This window comes from Candidatus Auribacterota bacterium (assembly GCA_026392035.1).
Lineage (GTDB): Bacteria > Auribacterota > Tritonobacteria > UBA1439 > UBA1439 > JAPLCX01.
This window is the reverse complement of sequence record JAPLCX010000054.1, coordinates 12,155-33,634: the sequence shown is the minus strand read 5'-3', so window position 1 is coordinate 33,634 and position 21,480 is coordinate 12,155. Positions and strand designations below refer to the sequence as shown.

Sequence of the window (21,480 nt, the reverse complement as noted above, 5' to 3'; positions counted from 1 at the left end):
GTTCCGTTGAAGTCCCTCTGGGTTCTGCGCTTGTGGCGTTACACGTAAATGTGGATGTTCTTAAGGTAAGCCATCACGGAACTAGCACTAACTCAAGCTCAAGCTTGAGTTACCTCCAAAATATCTCGCCCGAGTACGCCGTCATCTCTGGTACTGCGACATCCCCTAAATCAACGACATTAAGCAATTTAGTATCCGCAGGGGTAAATACAATCTATTACGCCGATAACTATTCTTTGGATGTCCCCGAGGTCTACAGGGCGAATGGCAACATCGTGATCACCACTGATGGCTCTACGTATTCCTTTTCGGGAGGGAATCCTTCTTTTAGCCATGGCCCCTTTCAGGTAGATGAAGTTGTCGGGCCAACGTCAACTCCGACATCCACCCCCACTCCAACCCGGACGCCGACGTCAACGCCCACGCAGACACCCACACGGACGCCCACTTCAGTACCAACCCAGACACCGACGCCGATACCACCGGCAACACCAACGCGGACACCCACCTCAGTACCAACCCAGACACCGACGCCGATACCGCCAGCGACACCCACCCGGACGCCCACTTCAATACCAGCTCAGACACCCACGCCCGCACCCACATCTGCCCCGACAGTTGCCCCCACATCCGCTCCTACAGACGTGGTCACACCCGCCCCTCCTCCCACGGCGACACCACTGCCTGATGTCTCACCAACTCCTGCACCCCCGGCCCCGGAACCGATGACGCCGATTCCTGAACCATTCCTCGTCGTCGTTAAATTGAATCGGGAAAGCGCTCTGCCAGGTGGGGCACTCAGTGTTCTCGCAGTCATCCAGCCCGTTGATCAATTGGTAGATGCTTATCTTGCCTTCAGGTCACCCGATGGTATGTTCTATTTCTGCAGCGCCAGCGGGATCAGTACAGAACCGAAAGCATACCTGGGCGGTGTCCGCTTCCCGCAAGGATGGTCAGGGAAAATTCTCGATATGCGCATTCCTGATGGCGTCTCTCCCGGCGTGTATACCTGCTACGGCGCCCTGTTCCCCCCGGGACAGCCGCCCCGGCTGAATGGTGGTGCGATAGGTGGGATTGCGCCATCGTATTGCGAAGTGAAGCGTGCTTCGCCCTGAAGGCCCGTTATTTTTTTTGGATGTCTCGTCCGATAAAAAACGCTCTCCCGATCTCCTCTCCGATCCCGCGATAGCGATGGTGCTCCGGCAAAAAAATAAACGGCCGCACTCGTGCAATGTCGGGAAGACCATCGCCGCCCATGCAATTGTCATCCACCTTCACATCCATTATTTCCCCGATGAACTGCGTGTGCAAACCGATCTCAATGGTGTGGAGCACCCTGCACTCCAAAACGAGTGGAAATTCTTTCACATAGGGAGCGTTTACCAGGTCGCTTTTCACCGGCGTGAGCCCTGTACGAGCGAATTTATCTTCGTCTCTCCCGGATGCGATCCCGAAGTAATCCGCTTCCTTCACATAATCCTCGGAGGGGATACTGATGGTGAAGGCCTCCTGTTCGATAATGTTTCCATAGGAATAGGTCGCCTTCCTGAGGGATATCGCCACGCAGGGCGGCTTCGAACAGCAGATTCCTCCCCACGCGACCGCCATCGCATTCGGCTTCCCCCCTCTATCATACGTGCCGACGACAAATACCGGAGTGGGATACACCAGCGTTATCGCGCCAAGAGACTTTTTCATGGGCCCTCCCTGTTTTGAGCTTTAACTATCATCACAGATGTGCACAGATATACACAGATGCCCACCACAGTTCAAAGCGTAAAGCTGAAAGTTGAAAGAATGCTTCGTGCCTTATACTTTACACCTTTTACTTTAAGCTTGCGGCTGTGGCACGCATCTGTGGTTATCCCTAGCCGTGGTCAGAGCGTTTTCACATCACTTATTAAATAGCGTAAGAACTCCCGTGACGTCGTCGAAGATATAGTCCGCCCCCGCCGCCCTGAGGTCGCGCTCCGTGCCGCTCCCCGTCAGGACGCCCGCCGTCCTCATGCCGAACTGCCTGCCTGTCTGAATGTCGAGGGGATGATCTCCCACCATGAGCCCCCGGGGAGGTTCTGATCCGAGGATCTCAAAGCACCTCTCGAGATGCGCGGGATGGGGCTTCACATGCGCCACCGCTTCACGCGGCAGAAAGACATCACAGGCATCGTCTATCCCGTCGAAGGCTATCCGCGCGGCGGCCCCTGAGTTGCGCGTCACTATTGCCACGGCGACTGCGCGGGAACGTAAATCCGCGAGCATTAAAGGGACACCGCTGATGAGCTTCGCGCGCCGCGCCGCCTCTTGTTCAATTGACTCGATAGCCTCATACGCCTCCGCACGCATCTGTGACGCCGCTCCCCCGCGCTTCTCCAGACAAATGGCGGCCTCATTCACCAGCTCCCAGACGCGGAGACTGAAGAGGGCTGGATCGTCCACGCCGTGTGAGCGCACGATGGCGATCATCTCATCCCGCATCCTGCCAAAATCGATCGCCAGGTGGACGAGTGTGCCGTCGAAATCAAATATCACCACTTCAATGGGGACACTCTTCATAATATCCTCATGTCCAGCCGGAGCGCAGCTACACAGTATCATCATCATGGCAACTGTACAACGCGATTCCGCGGGATAAGGTAACCCCTCAGTTATAGTGGGGAAACAGTATGGACGATCATCCACTGATTTCACGGATGAGCGCGGATTTTATTAATGGGAGTGCCTAATCTTTTACCCATCCACGCGCTGTCATTGCGATCCCGCAAAGCGGGAGAAGCAATCTCTTGCCCCTCAATAAGTTGACAGATTGCTTCGTCGTCCCGCTTAGCGGGACTCCTCGCAATGACGTGTCAAACATTTATAGTCCAGCGGATATGCCCTTTGTCTCCGTGCCCAGATTATGCTATCGTCAATGGAGGTGGTGGTCTTCTACATCCTCTTCTAAGCCTGCCTCAATGAAAGGAGCGGCCGTTATGAAATTGACTTTCTCCCTCGCCTGTTTCGTGATCATCTTTTCCTGGAACGTCGCCGCACTGCTCGCCGGCGACAAGGAGTACGGCTTTGCTGTCTCGAGCGACGGATTCCTTCCGCCGGCCAGGCACGACGCCTACGGCCCCGGCATAGAAGCCGACGCCTCGGGGAGACCTTTCTTCTGGTCGCCGAAGACCGAGGGATTGAACGCACCCCCCGCATCCCCCGACGCAACGCTCCGCGTCAAGCCCGACGCCTACGGCCCCGGCCTGGGCGCGGACCAGTACGGCAGGCCGGTGGAGAGGAAACGGTTCTAAACCCTATGTATCCATTCACATGAATGCCCCACGGATGACCGCCCGCCAGACATCACTTTTCACACTAGCTGCCCTGGGCATTAGTGCAATGGGAATATTGCTCAGGCTTTATGGTCTGGGGTACAGGTCGCTCTGGTTTGACGAAGCACGCCTTGCCAATGGCATTATTCACCACAGCCTGGGAACAATCCTCACCTACCCCTATCAGGCCAAACCTCCCTTTATGTTCGCTGTAGCCGCCCGGTGGCTTGTTGTCGTCTTAGGCCATTCCGAAATCGTACTGCGCCTTCTTCCCGTACTCATGGGGATTGGCACGATACTTCTCATCTATTGCCCGATCAGAAAAATCTTCGGTCCCGATCTTGCTCTCTATGCTTCTGCCCTCGTTGCCTTTTCCCCTTCTCTGATATACTACAGCAAGGAGTTCAAGCAGTACTCCGGCGAGGCATTTTTCACCGTGGCACTTTTCCTCGCAGGCCTCACAGTTCTGAGGCACAGAGAACGCCCCGGCGCATACTTTTTATATACCATCCTCGGCACCCTCGTCATTGGTTTCTCATACAGCGCCGTCTTCACCCTCTTAGGAGTAAATATCGCCCTCCTCACAAGCATATTTCTGTGCGGAGGAATGTTTCCCCTCAGGCGGCTAGGCGCTGCAAACGTATGTGTCATTACCGCCTGGCTTTTAATGTTCACGCTGTACGCATCCAAAAACGCCACCCCAGTACTCGCCGAGTATTGGGCCAAGGACTTCGCGGATACACAGTCGCTTGGTGGTTTTGCGCAGTGGAACTGGGAAAAACTTAAAGACATGAGCCAGTTCTTCGTCCCCGTCAAAGCAGGCGGGATATTTTTAGCCACGTCACTCGTCTTCGGTTTAGCGGTGTGGAAGCCACAAGAATATTGCTACCTCAACGTGTGTTTCCTGGCGACGCTCTTCTTGATCCTTGCGGCATCGGCGATGAAAGCATATCCCGCCGGGAACAGACTCATGCTATTTATCGGCCCCCTCCTCTATCTCGTCATGGCAAAAGGTGTGGCGACCGCAACACGACTCATCAAAAAATCCAAACGACGCGCCCTCGTGTACTTCGTCGCCGCTCTCGTCCCCATCCTTATGTTGTCTTATGCGGTTGAAAATAACATACTGCGCCCCCAGGAACGTGAAGAAATGAGGCCAGTGGTGAGGTATCTTCAAAAAAATATGCGCCAGGGCGACAGGGTCTACGTCTACTATGGCGCCGCACCGGCATTCACATATTACTATTCCGGCACTGACACAAACGTGACTACCTGTCCGCCGCCCCGCAATGATCCAGAAATATACATTGATGACCTGGATATATTTCTCAGAGACCAGAGTGCTGACCGCTTCTGGATTGTTTTTTCGCACTGCAGGGGAAAGGTGAATGAGCGCTCACTCATTCTCAAGAACGTAAAAAAGAAATACACGCTGGTTGATAAGTATGCGAGGAAGGGGGCATACCTTTACTATTTTAAAATCGGGGGCGGAAATGAGAACAGTCTTAAAAGGAAATAGCACGCGCCCAGGGCGCGGACATGAAGGCATCAGAGGCAACTAGATACATGCGAGGCCGTAAGGGCGGGGCGGCGCTCTTATTTCACCGAGAGATGCTCGACATCGTATGCGAAGGCGCTGGCCGGGCCTCTCACCTTGCCTCCGGCGTCCACGAGACCGGCGACAACCCGGTAGTCGCCCGACACACCCTGCGGTACGGTCATGTTCAGCAGCACCCCCGAATAGCCCTGCGGCAGCGCTGGGATATCCCGGACGATGGGAATGATCCACCGCCGCAGGTGGTTTCCGGATTGAATTGAAAATGTCCCTGCCTTGCCGGCAATCACCGCGTATGCGTCGAACGGCCTGCCGGTGACAGGCTGTACCACCACGCTCACGGTGAGCATCTCACCCGCTGCGAGGTTTGACGAACTGAGAACCAGCTCGACCAGCGGCGGCGTGGGCGGCGGCGGCGGGATCGGTGTAGGTTCCGGCGGAGGTGTGCCCTCGGAATTGGTCGGAGATATCTGCCAATCCGCCTTGCTGTTTGTGTCTATCTTAGTGATGCGCTGGGCGTAGCCGTCCCTGATATTGCCTACGGCAGGCCCCTCGTTGGTGGTCGAAAAGGAGCCGCTGCCGGCTGTCGGATCGCCCCAGTGATACGCCCCGATCAGATAGTTTCCGTTGGCAACCTGATCGGCAAGCATCGAACCATCGTCGTTTGACCATACCACCGCGTCAATAATGGTCTCCGGGGCTGGTTTTATTGATTTCTGTGAGCAGATGGCAAACTGATCGTCGTAGGCATTCCATGTCCCGCTCCAGGGGTTCTCAACATAGATATCCCACCATCCGTTTGACCGCTTGCCGGTCGTATCGTTCTCGCTCGGGCCGGGTGCATCGTGGAGGATCACCACATCTCCCGGCATGATGGTCACGGTGCTTGTTGCCGCGCGCTGTACCTCGTCGAGATCCGTCCAGTAGAGATCGCTGAGTTTGATAGAGCTGGCATCCAGAGGCAAATACAGCTCGATCCAATCGTGGTTCTCTGGGGCTTGGTGCGTACCAAGCGCAACCTCGGTAATTAGCAGATGAGGGGGGATCACGTCGGGAGGGACATATTCATCTACCTGAAAGGGGCCATCGTTAAAATTCGGCGCGGAAAAGGAATACGTGGAGCCATTGGTACTGATCGTGATGTCGCCGCCCGAGTACTTGAACTGGGGGTCATTTTGATCGTTATAGGTGTCATAGATTATTTTTACCCCTGCGTTTTTTAATCTGGCCAATGTATCAGATTTAAGGTTTGACGCATGACCAGAGACAACGGCGTACTCGGGCGAGATGTTTTGGAGGAAACTCGAACTTGAGCTACCGCTACTTCCGTGATGGTGTACCTTAAGAACATCTATTTTTACGCCTCTCGCCGCAAGCGCAGAACCCAGACGGTCTTCAGGGGAAGCTGTCAGGTCACCTCCACTTAAATAGTCGAATCCCTTATATTTGACCCACAGGACCATGCTACATGCATTTTCGTCGTTCGAAGTGCAGCTACCGTCCGCATCTCCGATTTTCCTGCCGTTGGTGGCAACGACGGTCACTGTCACTGCGCCGTCAGCACTTGTGTAGATGACCTGGCCGAGGGAAACGTTATCTCTGTTGTACTGTTGGTTGCCGCTACAATGATCATCGTGGTAATGGGATAAAGTAGTAATGATCCCGGTCCCGCAATCGATTCCCATTGTTGTCGAATCGGGAAAGGTAATTACATGGCCCTCATTACCTCCCGTATAGGTAGTAATAGTCAGTTTGTTGGAGGATTCACGCGCCGCTTCTGCGGCACTGGATTTTTCTGTTACATTGAATTCAGCGGCGTCGAAGCCGAAACAGGCGCGCGGCACAAAGGCACCCGTCCAGGGCAACGCGAAGCATAGAGAAATGATTACTACTCGCGTTATTAGAAAAAAGCCCTTAGTTATCAGTCTGATATTCATATGCCCCCTTATTGATCATGGAGGTAGTTTCAACGCATATTGTAGCACATTAAAAGAGGCAGTAGTCAATTAATATTTCCACCCATCAGCCCTCAATTCGCCTTGCCCTATATCAAGGACCAGCGCCTATTTTCCTGATAAATCGTCTCATATTGCCGGGTGGGAATTGTCAGGAAAATGTAAAAAGAATGTAATATCCGCGCCCATCCCACTCAGCAGGGCGCACAAGCTCTTGCGTTCAGCCACCGCTCAAGCGGCGGGCTACGAAAATATTACATTCTGTAGTCCACGGCTTGAGCCGTGGCTGGTATGGCACGAGAAAAGAGGAACGCGCACCTGAAAACTACGCTCAGCTCACCGTGATTAGGACTATCCCCGCGATCACAAAGAGCGTGCCGGCGAGTTTCATCGCGTCTATCCTCTCATGCAGGAATAGCCTCGCGGCAATGAGTATCAGGATGTACTGCGCGCTTTTGATAGGGAAGGCGAGGCTGAGCTCCGTCTGGGCGAGGGCCATGAGCCATACCACCATGCCCACCGCAATACAACAAAACCCGAGCCAGATCTTGGGAGTCTTGAAAATACACCGCACGAAATTCAAATACGAGGCCGCGCACCGCAGCCTCGGCGGATCGAGCGAGTTCACGCTCTTTTTGAAAAGAATCTGGCCGGCGACGCCCCATAACTCCGCAACGAGAATCAACAGCAGTGGTTTCAGCATGATCTGTCCCGAATGGCCGTTTAACTCCTCGCGCTCCGGGAGAGGAAGTGGATCCCCGCAATGATCAGCGCCACCCCGGCCCACCTGACGAGACTCACGTGCTCATTGAGGAATATCACCGAAAGGATTGGGACAAAGAGGTAACTGGTGCTCGCCACCGGCAACGCGATGCTCAAATCGACTCGCGAGAGCGCGGCAATCCAGATGAGAAAGTTCACCACGTACACCGCGACCCCGCACCAGATCAAGCACGAGGAGGCATTGCGCGCGACGAATTCCAGGAGGTTGTCGAGGCTCACCGAAAGGATGCCGGTGTGCAGGAGCCCCTTCTTCAGCAACAGCTCCGCGATGCTCTCCCCGATGTCGGTCATGATGAGCATGACAAAGACAACGAAGGTGAGTCTGTTTTTCCTCATCTGGTTCTACCGGGGAGCGCCTGATCAAGAGTCGTCACGCTCGCCTACTTCTCCTGCCGCTGCTCCCGTTTGAGCGGGATCACCCCGGCGAGCTCGCCGATCACATTGATGAGCTCCGTGTCGGAGGGGAGCACCACCTTGGCATTGTTCTGGAGCGACTTCTCCACGGCCTCGAGCTGCCTCAGGACCTGGGCGTTCCCGACAAAGTATTTTTGCGCGGCTTCATTGACCAACCTGATGGCTTCGGCTTCCCCTTCCGCCTTCAGTATCATGGCCTGCTTGATGCCCTCGGCCTGCTTGATCTGCGCTCTCTTCTGGCCATCGGCCGCCGTCTCGGTCGCCGTGGCATAATCTATCGCGGCGATCTTTTCGTTCTCGGCCTTCACCACCTTGTTCATCGTCTCCTGCACGTCCTTGGGCGGGTCTATCTCCTTCAACTCCGTCCTCACAATATCGATGCCCCAGTTATGCGTCTCCTCGCACAGCGTTTTGTGGAGTTCCTCGTTGATCTTGCCCCGCTCGCTATTGGCTGATTTCAGGGTCAGGGTGCCGATGATGTTCCTCAACGTCGTTCTGGCCAGATTCACGATCTGCCACTTGTAATTGTTCACGTTGTATTGGGAACTCTTCACGTTCTCTTCGTCTAACTTCACCTTGAAATACACCTGGGCATCCACGCGCGCGTTCAGGTTGTCGTTGGTGATGATCTCCTGCGGCTGCGCGTCAACCATCTGCTCGGTGGTGTTCACCTGATACATCCGGTCGATCAAGGGAATGATCCAGTGGAACCCAGGCATGGCGAATCTGTGATACTTGCCGAGCCTCTCGATGAGGCCGCGGTGCGTCGGCCTCACAATCCTGATCCCTGCAAAAAATATGACTATAATTGCGACAACCAGCGTGTGGATGCCCATAGCGCTCCTCCTTTTCAGCGGGCAGAATAGCGCATTCTGCTCATAAAATTCGCCATCAGCCCTTCTCTAAAACACGATAGCGCTCGCCAATCCGATTGTCAACCGCAAAGCACGATCGTGAAAAATCCTCTTGTAATCATATCGCAAGACCTAACCGCGGAATATGAAATAGACCGCCCCCATCAGGCACAGGCCGGCCCAGGCATAGTTCAGCTTCACCGGCTGGTTCATGTAGAGGAGGGCGAACGGCACGAAAACCGAGAGGGTGATAACCTCCTGGATAATCTTGAGCTGCGGGAGGTTCAAAACGCCATACCCGATCCGGTTCGCCGGAACCTGGAGGAGATATTCGAAGAGCGCGATCCCCCAGCTCGCGATTGCGGCGATGAACCATTTCTTGTCGTAGAGATTCCTGAGGTGGGCGTACCAGGCGAAGGTCATGAAGACGTTCGAGAGGACAAGAAGCACAATTGTTTTTACGATAGTGGGCATGGCAAACTCCTTCGTTTTTTTCCCGTGACCCGGCGAGGAACGCCCCTCCCTCCGGGGGGTGGATAGTATAGCGCACTGCCCGGAATCCGCAATGGGATCTCTGCGGATGGCGATGAGGGATAGTATATGCAGTAGTGTGAACTTTGTACGTGAACATGTCATTGCGAGGGAGTGGAACGACCTAAGCAATCCCACAATGCAATCACTCTGATTATAGAGATCGATTGGTTCATCACCGCGCTGCACGCAATGACGTAGAGGCGCTCTCAGCTCCCGTGATGATTATCATGAACGCCTCACTCGGCACGCACCGAGGAGTACTTTTGCAGGGCGGCAATCCGCTGGAGCACGGGGGGATGGCTGTAGTCCAGAAACACCTTGAACGGATGGGGCGTCAGATTAGAGAGATTGTCGACACTCAACTTCTTCAGGGCAGAAATCATCGCTCCCGGCTTTCCATAGGTCATTGCTGCGTATGCGTCGGCTTTATATTCATGCCGCCGAGAGAGGATCTCGCCGAATATGGAGAGTGCCGTTTGTATCGGAATAAAGAGGAAACCGAAAAAGAAGATGCTCGCATAAATGGAGATATGACTCATCCCGAAGGCTTCAAAAAGCCCTCTATTATTAATGAAGAGGGAAAGGATGAAGAACATGAGGCCTGTGGTCAGCACCATGAAAAGAGTGGATGTGAGCACATGCCGCTTTTTGTAGTGACCCATTTCATGCGCGAGGACAGAAACAAGCTCGTCCACTGTGTGTTTCTGAATTAACGTGTCGAACAACACGATCCTCCGCAGCTTTCCAAAGCCGGTGAAAAAGGCGTTCGATTTGCTGGAGCGCCTGGAGGCGTCCATTCTGAATACGCCTTTCATTTTGAAGTTTTGAGATCCGGCGTAGCCCTCGATGGCGGTCTTAAGTTCTCCGTCCTCCAGCGGTGTGAATTTGTTAAAAATGGGCATGATGACCGCGGGTGCTATAAAAATGATGCCGAGCTGAAACAGCGCTACAACACCCCAGCAGTAGAGCCACGCCAATGGGCCGGCCGCGCGGAAGATCCAGATGACAGCTGAAAACAGAATGCCCCCCAGGAGTGCGCCGAGAAGCCATTTCTTAAGAATATCCGTGATAAAAGTTCCGGGAGTGGTTTTGTTGAACCCGAACTTCTCCTCGATGACAAAGGTGTGGTATGCGTCAAATGGAACATGGCATAACTGAGATAAGAGCATCACCCCCCCGGCAAATATAAGGCCGGTGGAGATCCGGCCGAGGCCGAAACTCCTGGCGAAGCGGTCAACGCTGTCGAAGCCGCCGAACAGGATAAATCCTATCGTGAGCGCCGTCATCAGACCGTCGGCCATGAGCGAGAGCTTTGTGTTTTCTCTGAGGTAATCCTGCGATTTTCCGTACTTTAACGGATCGTATACGTCCTTGAATTCATTTGGCAGGCAAGGGTCGATATGCCGGAGGTTCAAGAGATCGGCAATCAGATCCAGGAGGTAGCTCCCAATAAGAATGGCCAGAATCGCCACGAGATAGATATTCATATCATATTGATCTGCAAAGGATTAAGGAGCTATCCACAGCCGTAGCCGACACTTAAGTGTCGGCTACGGGGAGGAAGGCGGATCCTTAGAATCGCCGCCAGAATGCCTGGGCGAGTGCGCGGGACTTCGCGCAGATCTTCTCCTCGTCCACGGTGAGCAGATCCCCTCCGCGCATGAGGACTTTCCCGTTCACTATGGTCGTATCAACCCTCGCCCCGCAGAGCCCGAAGAGGAAGTGGCCGAGAAACGTGCCCTCATTGAGAGGAGTGGGCGGATCGTAGTCAAGAATGATCAGATCGGCGTATGCCCCCTTTGTGAGCGAGCCCACCGGCTTTGCGAAGTGGCGGCGCGCGATTGCCGCGTTGTTCCGGAGAAGAAGCGCGCAGGATTCGACGAAGAAGACGCGCGGATCCCTCGCGGCAAGCTTGTGGAGAATGTTCGCCACGCGCACCTCATCGCGCATATTTGCGGTCATCCCGTCGGTCCCGAGGCCCACCAGGACGCCCTTCGCGAGCATTTTTATGACAGGCGCCACCCCCACCGCGTTGTTCATGTTGGACTGCGGGTTGTGCACCACGGGAGTCTTGGTGTTCCTCAAAATATCCATCTCAGCGGAGTTCACGTGCACGCAGTGGACGGCGAGCGATTTCGGGCCGAGGCCGCCCGCCCTGTTCAGGCGGCGCACCACGCGCTGGCTGTACTTTTTCTCATTGACTGCCTGGTCGGCGGCGTCCTCGGCCACATGGACGTGGATGCCGACGCCAAGGTCGTCCGCCGCGGCCACAGACTCCGCGAGCGTGCCCTCCCCCACCGTGAATAGTGCGTGGAGGCCGAACATGGCCGACACCAGCTCATTTCCATTCTTTTGCTTCTTCTGGATATTTTTTATAAAGCGGATGTTCTCTTCAATCCCCTCCTTCCCCCTGCCATAGCGGTCGGAGACGCCGAGGCAGAGGCAGCCGCGCACTCCTGTTTTTCGCAGGGCGTCCTCGATCGGGTCGAGGCAGCCCTTCTGATACCCCTGGCTCTCGTGGTGGTCGAGGATGGTCGTGGCGCCGCTCCGGATGCACTCGATGAGGGGGATGAGAGCGCTGTAGAAAATATCTTCTTTATTCAGCGCCTTGTCGAGAGGCCACCAAAGCCGCTCCAGTATCTGCACGAAGTTCGCCGGGGGCGGCTGCTTGGGTAACAGTCCCCTCGCGAACGTCGAGTAGAGGTGCATGTGCGCGTTGATCATCCCGGGCATGACGACCTTGCCCTTGGCGTCGATGAACACCGCCCCGGCCGCCTTTTGCCTGAGCGCAGCGGTCTTCCCCACTGCCTCTATGACTTCTCCCCTTATCCACACCGCTCCGTCATGTATAACCTTATTGTTCTCGCCAAGCGTAATGACGATGCCGTTCCCTATAAGCATCTCCCCGGTTTTACCTGTCATACTATCCTCCCCTGGAATTAGTTACAAAATTATTCAGATCCGCAGGGAACCCTTAAGCGTTCCCTGCACTACGCACGCCTCATCCCTTTTCTGGTAGCAAATTAGTAGCCCTCACCTTACTGTAGGTATGACTTCTTTTTCAGGCTTCTCAGAACTATGTATACAATCAAACCCATCACAAAGATCACAGCCCACACGGGATCGAGCACAAACCTGCCCTCTGCATAGATATCACCGATAATCTCCAGCAGTGTGAAAGATGTGATAATGGCAAAAAAGGCTGAATATTCACGCCTCATTGCCTTCCTCCATGAGAATGGCATACTCGGCGGGCGCCAATTTTTGAGCCGTGGAATGAAAAGCGGAGTATTCGCCGCCCATTCTAAATAAACCGTTCCGAACTTCCTCCGCAGGAATTCTTCTTCCGCAAACATTATTCCCTCATAATAGATGAAGAACAAGAGGACAACCGTCAGCGTCATCCACCATGACCGCATAAATAATAAAATCCCGAGCACGATGAAAAAATTTCCCAGATAGAGCGGGTTTCTCACCACAGAATACATCCCGCTGGTATTGAGCGCATCGGCGACTTGCCCTGATATGGTATTTCTTCCAGATGTGCGCTTCGGCGTCGAACCTATGGTGACGACCCTGATGCCCAATCCGAAAAAGGATATCGCCAGACAGAAGATTTCCCAGCACTGATCCCAGAATTCACTATTCCATGGATATCGAAAATGTTTCAATTCGAAAAAAAACAAGGCAATGAGCAAAAGGGGCACGTAGCTGCGCCACCTGAACAGCCAATTGCCGAATTTCTCATATTCTTCCCGCAGCGCCATTGCTGCTCCTCCTCGCGTGATGCGAGATGTCCCACACATCTATGCGTCCACCATGCCTTATTTTCCGGCCGCCTTCTTCTCCCTCGGCGTGCGCTTTCTGAGAGAGAGGGCTCCGACAAAGCACTGTAGCACGCAGAGGCCGCAGCCGACGCACTTCTCGGCATCGGTGACCGGGTGCTTATCCTTGTCGAGCGTGATCGCCATGTAGGGGCAGCGCGTGCAGTTCCCGCAGCTCACGCAGAGGTCTGGATTGGTTTCTGAAACCTTCTTCTCCGCACCCAGCGCCATGAAGTCCCTGATCGGCCTTGTCTGCGCGATTCCCACGAGCTCGCGAACGGACTGTATACCGCGTGCCGCCATCAGGTGGCTCAACCCCGATTTCAGTTCGTCAATGATACCGTAGCCATACTTCTCGACGATCGTGCAGAACTGCACCGTCCCTGTGCCGAGCGCGAGGAAATCAGCGGCCGCCCTGTAGTCCATTGGGCCGGCGTTCCCCGAGATGGGGACGCCCATCCGGCCCGCGCTGGCGAGACAGAGATAACTGATCGGCGTCACTCCCGCCCCGCTCATGCCGACGACAATGCCTTCCTCCCACTCCTTCTTCTCCCCCGGTTTGAAGGCGAGCGTTGGAAACGTGTTCGCAAGGGTTACCCCCGCCTTTTTGTGCGGATATTTGTCCAGCACCTTCTTGACCTCCCTGAGGATTACCTTGATGTCGGTGACTGCGCTGGTGAGCTTGAAGAGCTTGGGGATCTCCGGTTTCCCCATCTCCGTCACCCAGTCGATGATCTTCGCAGTGAGCGCGGCGTTCTGCGATACAATGTCGCCCTCGGCTCCCTCTCCCCCCTGGGGGCAGGATAGGCTGTACTCGATGAACCTCGCCCCCGCATTCTCCAGTTTCCTGGTGTTGTTCTGCCATGATCTTTTATCTGCCACGTCATTTCCGGTGACAGTTCCCCCCGTGGAAGCACCCGTGAGCCTGTCAGGATACATTTTGATGAGCTTTTTAATCTCCGTGCAAACCCTGTCCAGCGTGTGCTCTGAAACGTTATCGCAGTTGCCCCAGGTCTTCTCGGTGAAGCAGTTCATGTACTCTGCGGGGATGTGGATCGGCAGGTTGTCAAACGCGGTCTTCAGTATCGCCCCCGGCCAGCCCGCGTCGTAACCAGCCTTCACCTGCTCGAATCCGTCCGTCGCGGGCGATGCCGACAGGAGGAACGGCGAGCTGAGCTTCATCCCGAAGAAATCAGTCTCGAGTGGGACAGGTTCAAAGTCATAACCCGGCACCGCAACCGGGCTTTTCATGGGCTTCGCGACCCTTGGTTTCTTGCCTCCGGTCAGGAAGAAGTCCACATCAGCGGCGGCGTTCTTGCCTGATGCTGTCGCCTCAACAACCGTGGAGGGGCCGTTGACCACATCGCCGGCATGGAATATCGCGCGATGTTTTATCCGCTTCACCTCCGGACGCGCCCCTATCGCGATCACCACATGCTCGATATCGCTGCGCTCCTGCTCAGTCCCCGGTGCTTTCTTGATGTCCCTGAGGTTGAATTTCTTCCCCGGCGGGAGCGCTACTTTGATAGTCGAGAGACCCGCGATCTTTTTCCCCTTGACCCTTATCGCCGTCACGCGCGTGCGACCGCTCACATCGATTCCGTGCTCGAGGAGTTCCTGGCGTTCCCTCGGAGTGAGCGGCATCTCGCCGACACTCTCACATGCGAACATCTCAACCCTCGTCGCGCCCTGCCGCTTCGCCGTCACCGCGCAGTCAAGCGCGCTCGCCCCACCCCCGATCACCGCCACGTGGCCCCTCAGCCGATAGCTCCCAGGCCTTTTAAGGTAGTCAAGGCCGAAGATTGCTTTCTCCTCGTTCGGTATCCCCATCCTGACAGGCGCCCAGAGCCCCGTCGCCACCACTACTGCATCATATCCCCTGGGGAGTAGTTTTTCCGGATCAGTGATTTTCCTCCCCGTGCGCAGTTTTATATGCTCCATGGAGAACACAAACTTGAGGTCCCCTTCCAGCACCATCTTGGGCAGGCGGTACTCGGGTATGCACGAGCACATCCCGCCGGCCTGGCGCTCGCTCTCAAAGATATCCACCGCGTACCCCTCTTGGGCGAGTACGATAGCCGCACCAAGACCCGCAGGCCCGGCCCCGATAACCGCCACCTTTTTACCTTTGAGGGGCGCTCGTTCAAACTTCGGCATCACGCCCATTGCCTTCGCCTTCGCAATGATGGTCGCCTGCACGGCGGGGATATTGACTGCGGAATCGAATCGCTCGTGGACACACGCCTTCATGCAGTGCCAGTCGGGGCACACCATCCCGCAAATCCCCCCAAGCGGGTTCTGACTCAGAATCAGCGCGGCCGATCGCTTAATGTCTGATGGATTCCCCACCTTTGCAGCCATAATGAAATCAAACGGAGAGCAGTCGCACGGACACGTAACTTTGCATGGCTTCTCGGCGCAGTATTCGCACTTTTCTATTTCGCTCTTGAGTTGCGCATCCGTGAGCAACACATTGTTCGGGTCGGTTGTGTCCGCCAGCACGCTGCGTATTTTCGACCTGATCATTCTGTCTCCTTCCTTGTAAGAGAAATATATATGCCAACCACTATAACACGACGTATGGCCACAGATGGACACAGATACACACGGATGAACACAGATTTTTTAGTCACCGCTTTCTTGACTTATGATGTTATCTGTGTTTATCTGTGGTTCTAGTCAAACCATAACTCGGGCGAGGCCCCGGAGCAGCAACGCACCGGCCATCTTATTGCGATAATCAGCCGTGGAGCGTAAATCGGTGATCCCTCTGGACTCTCCCTCGGCTATCCTGGCGGCCTGTGCAACAAGATCCTCAGAGTAGTTTTTCCCTTCCATGAAAGCTGCGGTGCGCGGAGCCATGATCACCGTCGGGGCGACCGCACCGAGTGCCACCGCGACGCCGGACATCCTCTTCCGCTCAACCTTCGCCCGGAATGCCACTCCCACTTTCGAGATTGAGAGGAGCCTCCGCTGCCCCAGCCTCTCGTAAAAACTGACCTCTCCGGCTCCTGGTCTATTAAATGAAATATCAACAAGAAGCTCATCAGGCCGCAGCACAGTCTTCCCGGGTCCGGTAAAAAACTCGGCGACGGGGACGCACCGTTCGGCCGAGCGAGACCTCAAGGTCAGCACAGCCCCCAGCACCATCAGGGGAGGAATCGAATCGGCCACGGGAGACGCATTCGCAATATTTCCCCCGATCGTCGCGATATTTTTTATCTGTGGGGAACCGACGAGAAAGGCCGCTTCGCAGAGGAGCGGCGCGGCGCGCCTTATTACCGGTGATCTTTCTATTTCCCGATGAGTGGTGAGAGGGCCAATCCTGATCGATCCATCTTCCTTTTTTATGTAGCGGAGCTCATCGAGATGGCTGATATCAAGGAGGGCGTGTGGTTCCTTCTTCTTTTCAAGAACCTGCACAATGAGATCTGTCGCGCCGGAGACGACTCTGATCTCCGGGCCATGTTCCGCGAGCATCTCTAGCGCTTCTAAGAGTTTCCTGGGTGAATATGTTTTAATATCTCTCATCGTGCCAATCTCTGTGCGGCGAGCGCGACCGCATCAAATATCTTCACGTAGCCCGTGCAGCGACAGATATTTCCGGACAGCCCCTCCTTGATCTCCTCAGGACGCGGCTTCGGATTCTCGGCAAGGAGCGCACGGGCTGACATCAAGAACCCCGGGATACAGTAGCCGCATTGGACGGCACCGGCTTCCACGAATGCGTCCTGGAGCGCCTTGCCAATCCGGTCCTCCGCGAGCCCCTCGACGGTGAGAATCTTACGACCCTCGATCTGCGCCGCCAGCACCAGACACGATGTGACGGCCTTCCCGTCCATGACGACCGTGCAGGCGCCACACTCTCCTTTTGCGCATCCTTCCTTCGTCCCGGTGAGGCCGAGATCCTCGCGGAGGATGTCCAGGAGCGTCCGGGTCGGAGAAGTCTCCACCTCCACCCTTTTACCGTTCGCAATGAATCGCACTTTTATCATTTCCTTTTTTCTCTGCATTCAAGGTGAACCACAGATGAACACAGATTCGCACGGATAAACACAGATTATTTCTCACCACTGAAAACACTGAATACACTGAGGTACCGTTTGTTTGAATCTTTCAGTGCCTTCAGTGTCTTCAGTGGTTATGTCTTTCTCTGCAGTGGTTCCCCTCTCCACTCAATCCGTGGCCATCCCCGTCCATCCTGTTCCCATTATCTGTGTCCATCTGTGTCCATCTGTGTTTATCTGTGTTTATCTGTGCCGAACGTTAATCTCCGTGGTTCCGTGGTGATAATCAATCTTGCTTTTTCTCTGCCAGCGCCGCGATTATCTTCTCCGGCGTCACCGGCAGCTCCGTGAACCTGACGCCGATCGCGTCATAGAGCGCGTTGAGTATGGCGGGGGCGGTCGGCGTGGTCACCACCTCGGCGACGCTCCTCGCGCCAAACGGGCCCGATTCCTCAGGCACCTCCACGGGGCAGGTTTCCACCTCGGGGGCCTCCCAGCTCGAGGGGAGGATATACGTGGAGAGGCTGGTATTTTTGAAATACCCCTTCTCGAGCAGATTCTCTTCATAGAGCGCGTACCCCATCCCCATGACAATCCCTCCCTCACTCTGCCCCTCCACATTCAATGGGTTGATGACTGTCCCGCAGTCGGGGATCGCCACAACTTTCTTCACCTCCACCTCACCCGTCAGGGTATCGACGTCGAGGAGTACGATCTGCGTGTTGGAGCAGAATACAAGGTGGGGAAGACCGATTGAAAACTCCTTGTCCGCGAGAGGAATATTGAATACCCCTTCCGCCTTGAGCGGCTCCTTGAGCGCACCTGCGACTTCGTGGTACGTTAAGGATTGTTTTCCTCCTTTGACGCGGATTGCCTCTTCCTCCACGACCAGCATGTCAGGAGACACGTTCAGTTTCTTCGCCGCCTCTTCTTTCAACCTCCGTATCATTTCTCTCGCCGCGAGAAGTGTCGCCTTGCCCGCGGCATACATGACCCGGGAGGCCGTTGTTGTCCCCGAATCCAGCGTCTTTTTTGTGTCGCCGCCTACGAAGTGGATCCGATCGAGGGGCACATCAAGGATCTCAGCCGCTACCTGGGCGATCCCCGTGTAGCTCCCCTGCCCGATCTCTATCGTGCCCTGGAAAAGATTGATCGATCCGTCCGTGTTCAACTCGAGCGTGGTGGCGGCGTAGTCCGGCAACCCCTTCCCGAGGCCGCTCCCCTGGAAGGAGCACGCGACGCCGATCCCGCGCCTCTTCCATCTGTTATTCACGCTGCCGTCATTGACCTCACGCTTGAGGCGCTCGCGCCCCTTCCAGAGTGGGTGCTCCATCGCCTTCTCCAGCGACTTGTCGACCCCGAACGCCATGACCATATCCTGGCCGATGCCGAATATGTCCCCTCGCCTGATCACATTCCTGGCCCGCAGGGAGAGTGGATCCATACCCAGTTTCTCCGCCAGGATATTCATCTGCGATTCCATCGCCACGTGGGCTTGCGTGGCCCCGAATCCCCTGAACGCTCCGCTCATGCCATTGTTGGTATAGACCGCCCAGCCATCCACCTTGAGGTTGGGAATCAGGTACGGGCCGCAGCAGTGCTCGACCACCAGGCAGAGCACCGGCCCGCTCAGGCTCGCGTAGGCACCCCCATCCTGAAGTGCCCACACCTCATGGGCGATGAGCTTTCCTCCCCTCGTGGCGCCCGTCTTCACCCTCATTTCTACGGGATGGCGGTGCGTGCACGAGATGAAGTGCTCCTCCCGCCCGAACCAGATCTTCGACGGCCTGCCCGTCTTTAGCGCCAGCAGGGCCAGGAGTATCTGGACGGTCACCTCGTCCTTGCCGCCGAACGCGCCGCCGGTGTATGGTTCGATCATCCGTATTTTTTCCGGAGGGTGGTCGAGCGCCCGGGCTATCTGTGTCACGTCTCTGAATGCGTACTGGCCGCAGGAGTGAATGGTGAGTACGCCGTCCATGTCAACATAGGCGAGGCCCGCCTCGGTCTCCAGGAAGGCGTGGTCCATCATCTGCATTGAGTACGTGTTCTCGACAATGACATCCGCTTGAGAAAAACCCTTCTGTATATCGCCGCGCGTGAAGTGGAGCTCGTGGACGATATTCCCCTTCTCGTGAAGTTTGATTGTATCTTTCTCCAGGGCCCTTCGTGGATCATCGACCAGAGGAAGTTGTTCGTAGTCAACTTTGATCAGGCTGAGCGTCTCTTCGGCGATCTCTTTTGTCTCAGCGCCCACGAGCGCCACCGCGTCCCCGACATAGCGGACCCTGTCCTCGCAGAGCACCGGTTGATCCTGGCGCTCGATGCCGAACCGATTGGAACCCTGTATGTCTTTGTGCGTGAGCACCGCCACCACACCGGGCAACCGCTCCGCCTCAGAGGTGTCGATCGACTTGATGAGCGCGTGAGGATATCTCGCCCTGAGCACCCTGCCCCAGATCATACCCTCCACGTAGAGGTCGGAGGGATACTTCAAGCTCCCATCAACCTTCGGCCTGGCGTCAATCCTCGCGATTCTCTTGCCGATATATTTGTATGTGCCCATGACAAACCTTCTTGTGCACTACCCGTAGGGGCGTGATTCATCACGCCCGTTCCTTATCACTGCGGGCTGGATAAATCCAGCCCCTACAAAAATATTAGCCCCCGCCCACTGGTTGGAAGAACGAAACCCTGCTCCCTTCATGTAATTCATGATCAAGCGATGCGCGCTTCCCATCCACGAGCACCCAGAGCGATGGAGAGCGCGGTATGCCTAGCTTCTCAACGATGGTGAGCGCGGTCCCCTGCTCGGGTATCTCGATCTCGAACTCTGCCTCGCGGGCGTATTTTCTATACTCACCAAAAAGTGAAACGGTTATTATCATAACCAGCTATCTCTCCGACGAGGCAATAGTATATCCCAGCACAGTCTAATTTTCAATCCACGACTGCAAACGGCCTACATATGAGCTATAATGTCAATTGTGAAACAGGAAATTGTAGATGATATTCGAAGAGTTGCTCGCAATATCGGGTTAAAACCAGGCGATGAACTCGGCAAGCGGGACTATCTCAATCATGGAGCACAGTTTTCTGATTATCAAATTCGGGAAGGCGGAATAACATGGTCGGCCTACTGTACAAAGGCCGGTTACAAGCCGAAGATAAGAAATAAATTCATCCCTGATGAAATATATTTTGTCCGTCTCCAGGAAGCGATTAATCAGCTCGGCAGATTCCCAAAGACCCTAGAACAAAAGAAATTCAAGTTGTGGTTTCCCAAAAAGCGCTGGTTGACCTTAGGAGTATTTATCGAAAACGCTATTCTACAAGGCAAAGTCAGATTGCCAGCTTCTTTGAAGATAAAACCTGCTGCCGAGAAGCCAAAAGAAGATAATCAGGCACCCAAGGAAGAGCATTACGAACCAATTAAGGAGCAAGCGCGGGCGATTCCCCCAATACCTCAAAGGACAAGGAGAAAGAAATGGGAGAGAACAGGGATGGAGGGATTTCCTTATGCCCCACAAGATGAATCGGGGGTAATCGCACTATTTTCTATACTATGTGCTAAAGGAATTATTCCATGGCAGATTCTCGAATTGAACAAAGGCAAGGGTATCGACGCTGTATGCTATGATGATCGGAAAAATTGCGAGTTTAAGGTAGAATTAAAGTATATCTTGTCGCGCTCAAATTGGAATCATCCGCTAGATTCTTTTGATCGTTTAGTATGCTGGGAGAATCGCTGGCATGATTTTCCGAAACCTGTTCTAGAATTGCGGTCTTTACTAAAACAAATAAAGTGAATGAAAGTCCGTGATATAATTAAATTGATAGAGTCAGATGGTTAGTATCCTGTAAAAACAAAGGGAAGTCATTGCCAATATAAACATCCAGCCAAATTAGGTCGAGTGACCATTGCCGGACATCCAGGCGATGATCTGGCGCCAGGAACTCTGAACAGTATCTTAAAACAGGCCCAATTAAAGGAAAGGAAGTAATCCATGTATCGGTATTTAGTGGTTATAGAAAAGGCAGCGAAGAACTACTCGGCTTACTCACCCGATTTACCCGGTTGCGTTGCTACTGGTAAAACCGTAGAAGAAGTCGAGCGCAATATGCATGAAGCTATTGAAATGCATATAAAGGGATTACTAGAAGATAAGCTGCCCGTTCCGGAATCTCGCTCCCTGTCTGAATATATGGCTGTTAGCCTTGCTTAAAAGGGCTACTCCTTCAGTCATTTAGT

20 protein-coding genes and 1 pseudogene are annotated in these 21,480 nt (G+C 54.7%); 6 read left to right on the top strand and 15 right to left on the bottom strand.

Translation table 11 applies throughout. The features are described from left to right. Positions 1 to 104 precede the first annotated feature (104 nt). The gene (locus NTX71_05105; GenBank protein MCX6339281.1) at positions 105 to 1,115 is read left to right on the top strand and encodes a hypothetical protein; all 1,011 of its coding nucleotides are present in this window, start codon (positions 105 to 107) and stop codon (positions 1,113 to 1,115) included. Between the two features lie 7 nt (positions 1,116 to 1,122). Here the strand turns inward: NTX71_05105 and NTX71_05100 are convergent, their stop codons facing one another. Beyond that, a complete protein-coding gene (locus NTX71_05100; GenBank protein ID MCX6339280.1) occupies positions 1,123 to 1,698 on the bottom strand; it encodes a flavin reductase family protein in 576 nt (191 codons plus the stop codon). Positions 1,699 to 1,893: 195 nt separating this feature from the next. Continuing rightward, positions 1,894 to 2,553 (bottom strand): HAD family hydrolase, encoded by a 660-nt coding sequence (locus NTX71_05095; protein MCX6339279.1) that lies wholly within the window; start codon positions 2,551 to 2,553, stop codon positions 1,894 to 1,896. 416 nt (positions 2,554 to 2,969) lie between these two features. Between NTX71_05095 and NTX71_05090 the strand changes: the two genes are divergently transcribed. Beyond that, on the top strand, positions 2,970 to 3,284 hold the full coding sequence (locus NTX71_05090; GenBank protein MCX6339278.1) for a hypothetical protein: 315 nt from the start codon (positions 2,970 to 2,972) through the stop codon (positions 3,282 to 3,284). A gap of 88 nt (positions 3,285 to 3,372) precedes the next feature. Continuing rightward, positions 3,373 to 4,824 (top strand): glycosyltransferase family 39 protein, encoded by a 1,452-nt coding sequence (locus NTX71_05085; protein MCX6339277.1) that lies wholly within the window; start codon positions 3,373 to 3,375, stop codon positions 4,822 to 4,824. Positions 4,825 to 4,901: 77 nt separating this feature from the next. Here NTX71_05085 and NTX71_05080 read toward each other — a convergent pair whose 3' ends face one another. The 13 genes from NTX71_05080 to NTX71_05020 all read right to left on the bottom strand — a co-directional run bounded on the left by NTX71_05080 (position 4,902) and on the right by NTX71_05020 (position 20,116). Continuing rightward, a complete protein-coding gene (locus NTX71_05080; GenBank protein MCX6339276.1) occupies positions 4,902 to 6,704 on the bottom strand; it encodes a hypothetical protein in 1,803 nt (600 codons plus the stop codon). A 442-nt stretch (positions 6,705 to 7,146) separates the two neighbouring features. Beyond that, on the bottom strand, positions 7,147 to 7,518 hold the full coding sequence (locus NTX71_05075; protein MCX6339275.1) for an EamA family transporter: 372 nt from the start codon (positions 7,516 to 7,518) through the stop codon (positions 7,147 to 7,149). Between the two features lie 20 nt (positions 7,519 to 7,538). Next, on the bottom strand, positions 7,539 to 7,934 hold the full coding sequence (locus NTX71_05070; protein ID MCX6339274.1) for an EamA family transporter: 396 nt from the start codon (positions 7,932 to 7,934) through the stop codon (positions 7,539 to 7,541). A gap of 44 nt (positions 7,935 to 7,978) precedes the next feature. Next, on the bottom strand, positions 7,979 to 8,848 hold the full coding sequence (locus NTX71_05065) for an SPFH/Band 7/PHB domain protein (GenBank protein MCX6339273.1): 870 nt from the start codon (positions 8,846 to 8,848) through the stop codon (positions 7,979 to 7,981). A 150-nt stretch (positions 8,849 to 8,998) separates the two neighbouring features. After that, positions 8,999 to 9,340 (bottom strand): DMT family protein, encoded by a 342-nt coding sequence (locus tag NTX71_05060; GenBank protein MCX6339272.1) that lies wholly within the window; start codon positions 9,338 to 9,340, stop codon positions 8,999 to 9,001. Positions 9,341 to 9,636: 296 nt separating this feature from the next. Beyond that, the gene (locus tag NTX71_05055) at positions 9,637 to 10,887 is read right to left on the bottom strand and encodes a M48 family metallopeptidase (protein ID MCX6339271.1); all 1,251 of its coding nucleotides are present in this window, start codon (positions 10,885 to 10,887) and stop codon (positions 9,637 to 9,639) included. Positions 10,888 to 10,972: 85 nt separating this feature from the next. After that, on the bottom strand, positions 10,973 to 12,322 hold the full coding sequence (gene ssnA, locus NTX71_05050; GenBank protein MCX6339270.1) for a putative aminohydrolase SsnA: 1,350 nt from the start codon (positions 12,320 to 12,322) through the stop codon (positions 10,973 to 10,975). A 116-nt stretch (positions 12,323 to 12,438) separates the two neighbouring features. After that, positions 12,439 to 13,167 (bottom strand): isoprenylcysteine carboxylmethyltransferase family protein, encoded by a 729-nt coding sequence (locus NTX71_05045; protein ID MCX6339269.1) that lies wholly within the window; start codon positions 13,165 to 13,167, stop codon positions 12,439 to 12,441. A 57-nt stretch (positions 13,168 to 13,224) separates the two neighbouring features. After that, positions 13,225 to 15,750 (bottom strand): FAD-dependent oxidoreductase, encoded by a 2,526-nt coding sequence (locus NTX71_05040; protein MCX6339268.1) that lies wholly within the window; start codon positions 15,748 to 15,750, stop codon positions 13,225 to 13,227. A 153-nt stretch (positions 15,751 to 15,903) separates the two neighbouring features. Beyond that, on the bottom strand, positions 15,904 to 16,755 hold the full coding sequence (locus tag NTX71_05035; protein MCX6339267.1) for a xanthine dehydrogenase family protein subunit M: 852 nt from the start codon (positions 16,753 to 16,755) through the stop codon (positions 15,904 to 15,906). Continuing rightward, entirely contained in the window at positions 16,752 to 17,219 is a 468-nt protein-coding gene (locus NTX71_05030; GenBank protein MCX6339266.1) for a (2Fe-2S)-binding protein, read from the bottom strand. Before NTX71_05030 ends, NTX71_05035 begins: the two co-directional genes overlap by 4 nt. A gap of 298 nt (positions 17,220 to 17,517) precedes the next feature. Then, positions 17,518 to 19,794: a xanthine dehydrogenase family protein molybdopterin-binding subunit gene (locus NTX71_05025; GenBank protein ID MCX6339265.1), complete on the bottom strand. Its 2,277-nt coding sequence runs from the start codon at positions 19,792 to 19,794 to the stop codon at positions 17,518 to 17,520. A 94-nt stretch (positions 19,795 to 19,888) separates the two neighbouring features. Continuing rightward, complete coding sequence (locus NTX71_05020) at positions 19,889 to 20,116, bottom strand: MoaD/ThiS family protein (protein ID MCX6339264.1); 228 nt, start codon at positions 20,114 to 20,116, stop codon at positions 19,889 to 19,891. A gap of 90 nt (positions 20,117 to 20,206) precedes the next feature. On the opposite strand from NTX71_05020, the gene NTX71_05015 reads away from it, so the two are divergent. The 3 genes and pseudogenes from NTX71_05015 to NTX71_05005 all read left to right on the top strand — a co-directional run bounded on the left by NTX71_05015 (position 20,207) and on the right by NTX71_05005 (position 21,454). Then, the gene (locus NTX71_05015) at positions 20,207 to 21,037 is read left to right on the top strand and encodes a hypothetical protein (protein ID MCX6339263.1); all 831 of its coding nucleotides are present in this window, start codon (positions 20,207 to 20,209) and stop codon (positions 21,035 to 21,037) included. Next, positions 21,038 to 21,232 (top strand): annotated as a pseudogene (locus tag NTX71_05010) (type II toxin-antitoxin system HicA family toxin). A gap of 3 nt (positions 21,233 to 21,235) precedes the next feature. Beyond that, positions 21,236 to 21,454: a type II toxin-antitoxin system HicB family antitoxin gene (locus NTX71_05005; GenBank protein ID MCX6339262.1), complete on the top strand. Its 219-nt coding sequence runs from the start codon at positions 21,236 to 21,238 to the stop codon at positions 21,452 to 21,454. Positions 21,455 to 21,480: the final 26 nt, after the last annotated feature.

Excerpts from the sequence above, each read along its gene's own strand:
- NTX71_05060 (MCX6339272.1), bottom strand. The coding sequence starts at position 9,340 with ATGCCCACTATCGTAAAAACAATTGTGCTTCTTGTCCTCTCGAACGTC.
- NTX71_05025 (MCX6339265.1), bottom strand. The coding sequence starts at position 19,794 with ATGGGCACATACAAATATATCGGCAAGAGAATCGCGAGGATTGACGCC.
- NTX71_05030 (MCX6339266.1), bottom strand. The coding sequence starts at position 17,219 with ATGATAAAAGTGCGATTCATTGCGAACGGTAAAAGGGTGGAGGTGGAG.
- NTX71_05040 (MCX6339268.1), bottom strand. The coding sequence starts at position 15,750 with ATGATCAGGTCGAAAATACGCAGCGTGCTGGCGGACACAACCGACCCG.
- NTX71_05070 (MCX6339274.1), bottom strand. The coding sequence starts at position 7,934 with ATGAGGAAAAACAGACTCACCTTCGTTGTCTTTGTCATGCTCATCATG.
- NTX71_05065 (MCX6339273.1), bottom strand. The coding sequence starts at position 8,848 with ATGGGCATCCACACGCTGGTTGTCGCAATTATAGTCATATTTTTTGCA.
- NTX71_05085 (MCX6339277.1), top strand. The coding sequence starts at position 3,373 with ATGGGAATATTGCTCAGGCTTTATGGTCTGGGGTACAGGTCGCTCTGG.
- NTX71_05005 (MCX6339262.1), top strand. The coding sequence starts at position 21,236 with ATGTATCGGTATTTAGTGGTTATAGAAAAGGCAGCGAAGAACTACTCG.
- NTX71_05100 (MCX6339280.1), bottom strand. The coding sequence starts at position 1,698 with ATGAAAAAGTCTCTTGGCGCGATAACGCTGGTGTATCCCACTCCGGTA.
- NTX71_05075 (MCX6339275.1), bottom strand. The coding sequence starts at position 7,518 with ATGCTGAAACCACTGCTGTTGATTCTCGTTGCGGAGTTATGGGGCGTC.
- NTX71_05015 (MCX6339263.1), top strand. The coding sequence starts at position 20,207 with ATGTCAATTGTGAAACAGGAAATTGTAGATGATATTCGAAGAGTTGCT.
- NTX71_05035 (MCX6339267.1), bottom strand. The coding sequence starts at position 16,755 with ATGAGAGATATTAAAACATATTCACCCAGGAAACTCTTAGAAGCGCTA.
- NTX71_05045 (MCX6339269.1), bottom strand. The coding sequence starts at position 13,167 with ATGGCGCTGCGGGAAGAATATGAGAAATTCGGCAATTGGCTGTTCAGG.
- NTX71_05020 (MCX6339264.1), bottom strand. The coding sequence starts at position 20,116 with ATGATAATAACCGTTTCACTTTTTGGTGAGTATAGAAAATACGCCCGC.
- NTX71_05095 (MCX6339279.1), bottom strand. The coding sequence starts at position 2,553 with ATGAAGAGTGTCCCCATTGAAGTGGTGATATTTGATTTCGACGGCACA.
- NTX71_05055 (MCX6339271.1), bottom strand. The coding sequence starts at position 10,887 with ATGAATATCTATCTCGTGGCGATTCTGGCCATTCTTATTGGGAGCTAC.
- NTX71_05090 (MCX6339278.1), top strand. The coding sequence starts at position 2,970 with ATGAAATTGACTTTCTCCCTCGCCTGTTTCGTGATCATCTTTTCCTGG.
- ssnA (MCX6339270.1), bottom strand. The coding sequence starts at position 12,322 with ATGACAGGTAAAACCGGGGAGATGCTTATAGGGAACGGCATCGTCATT.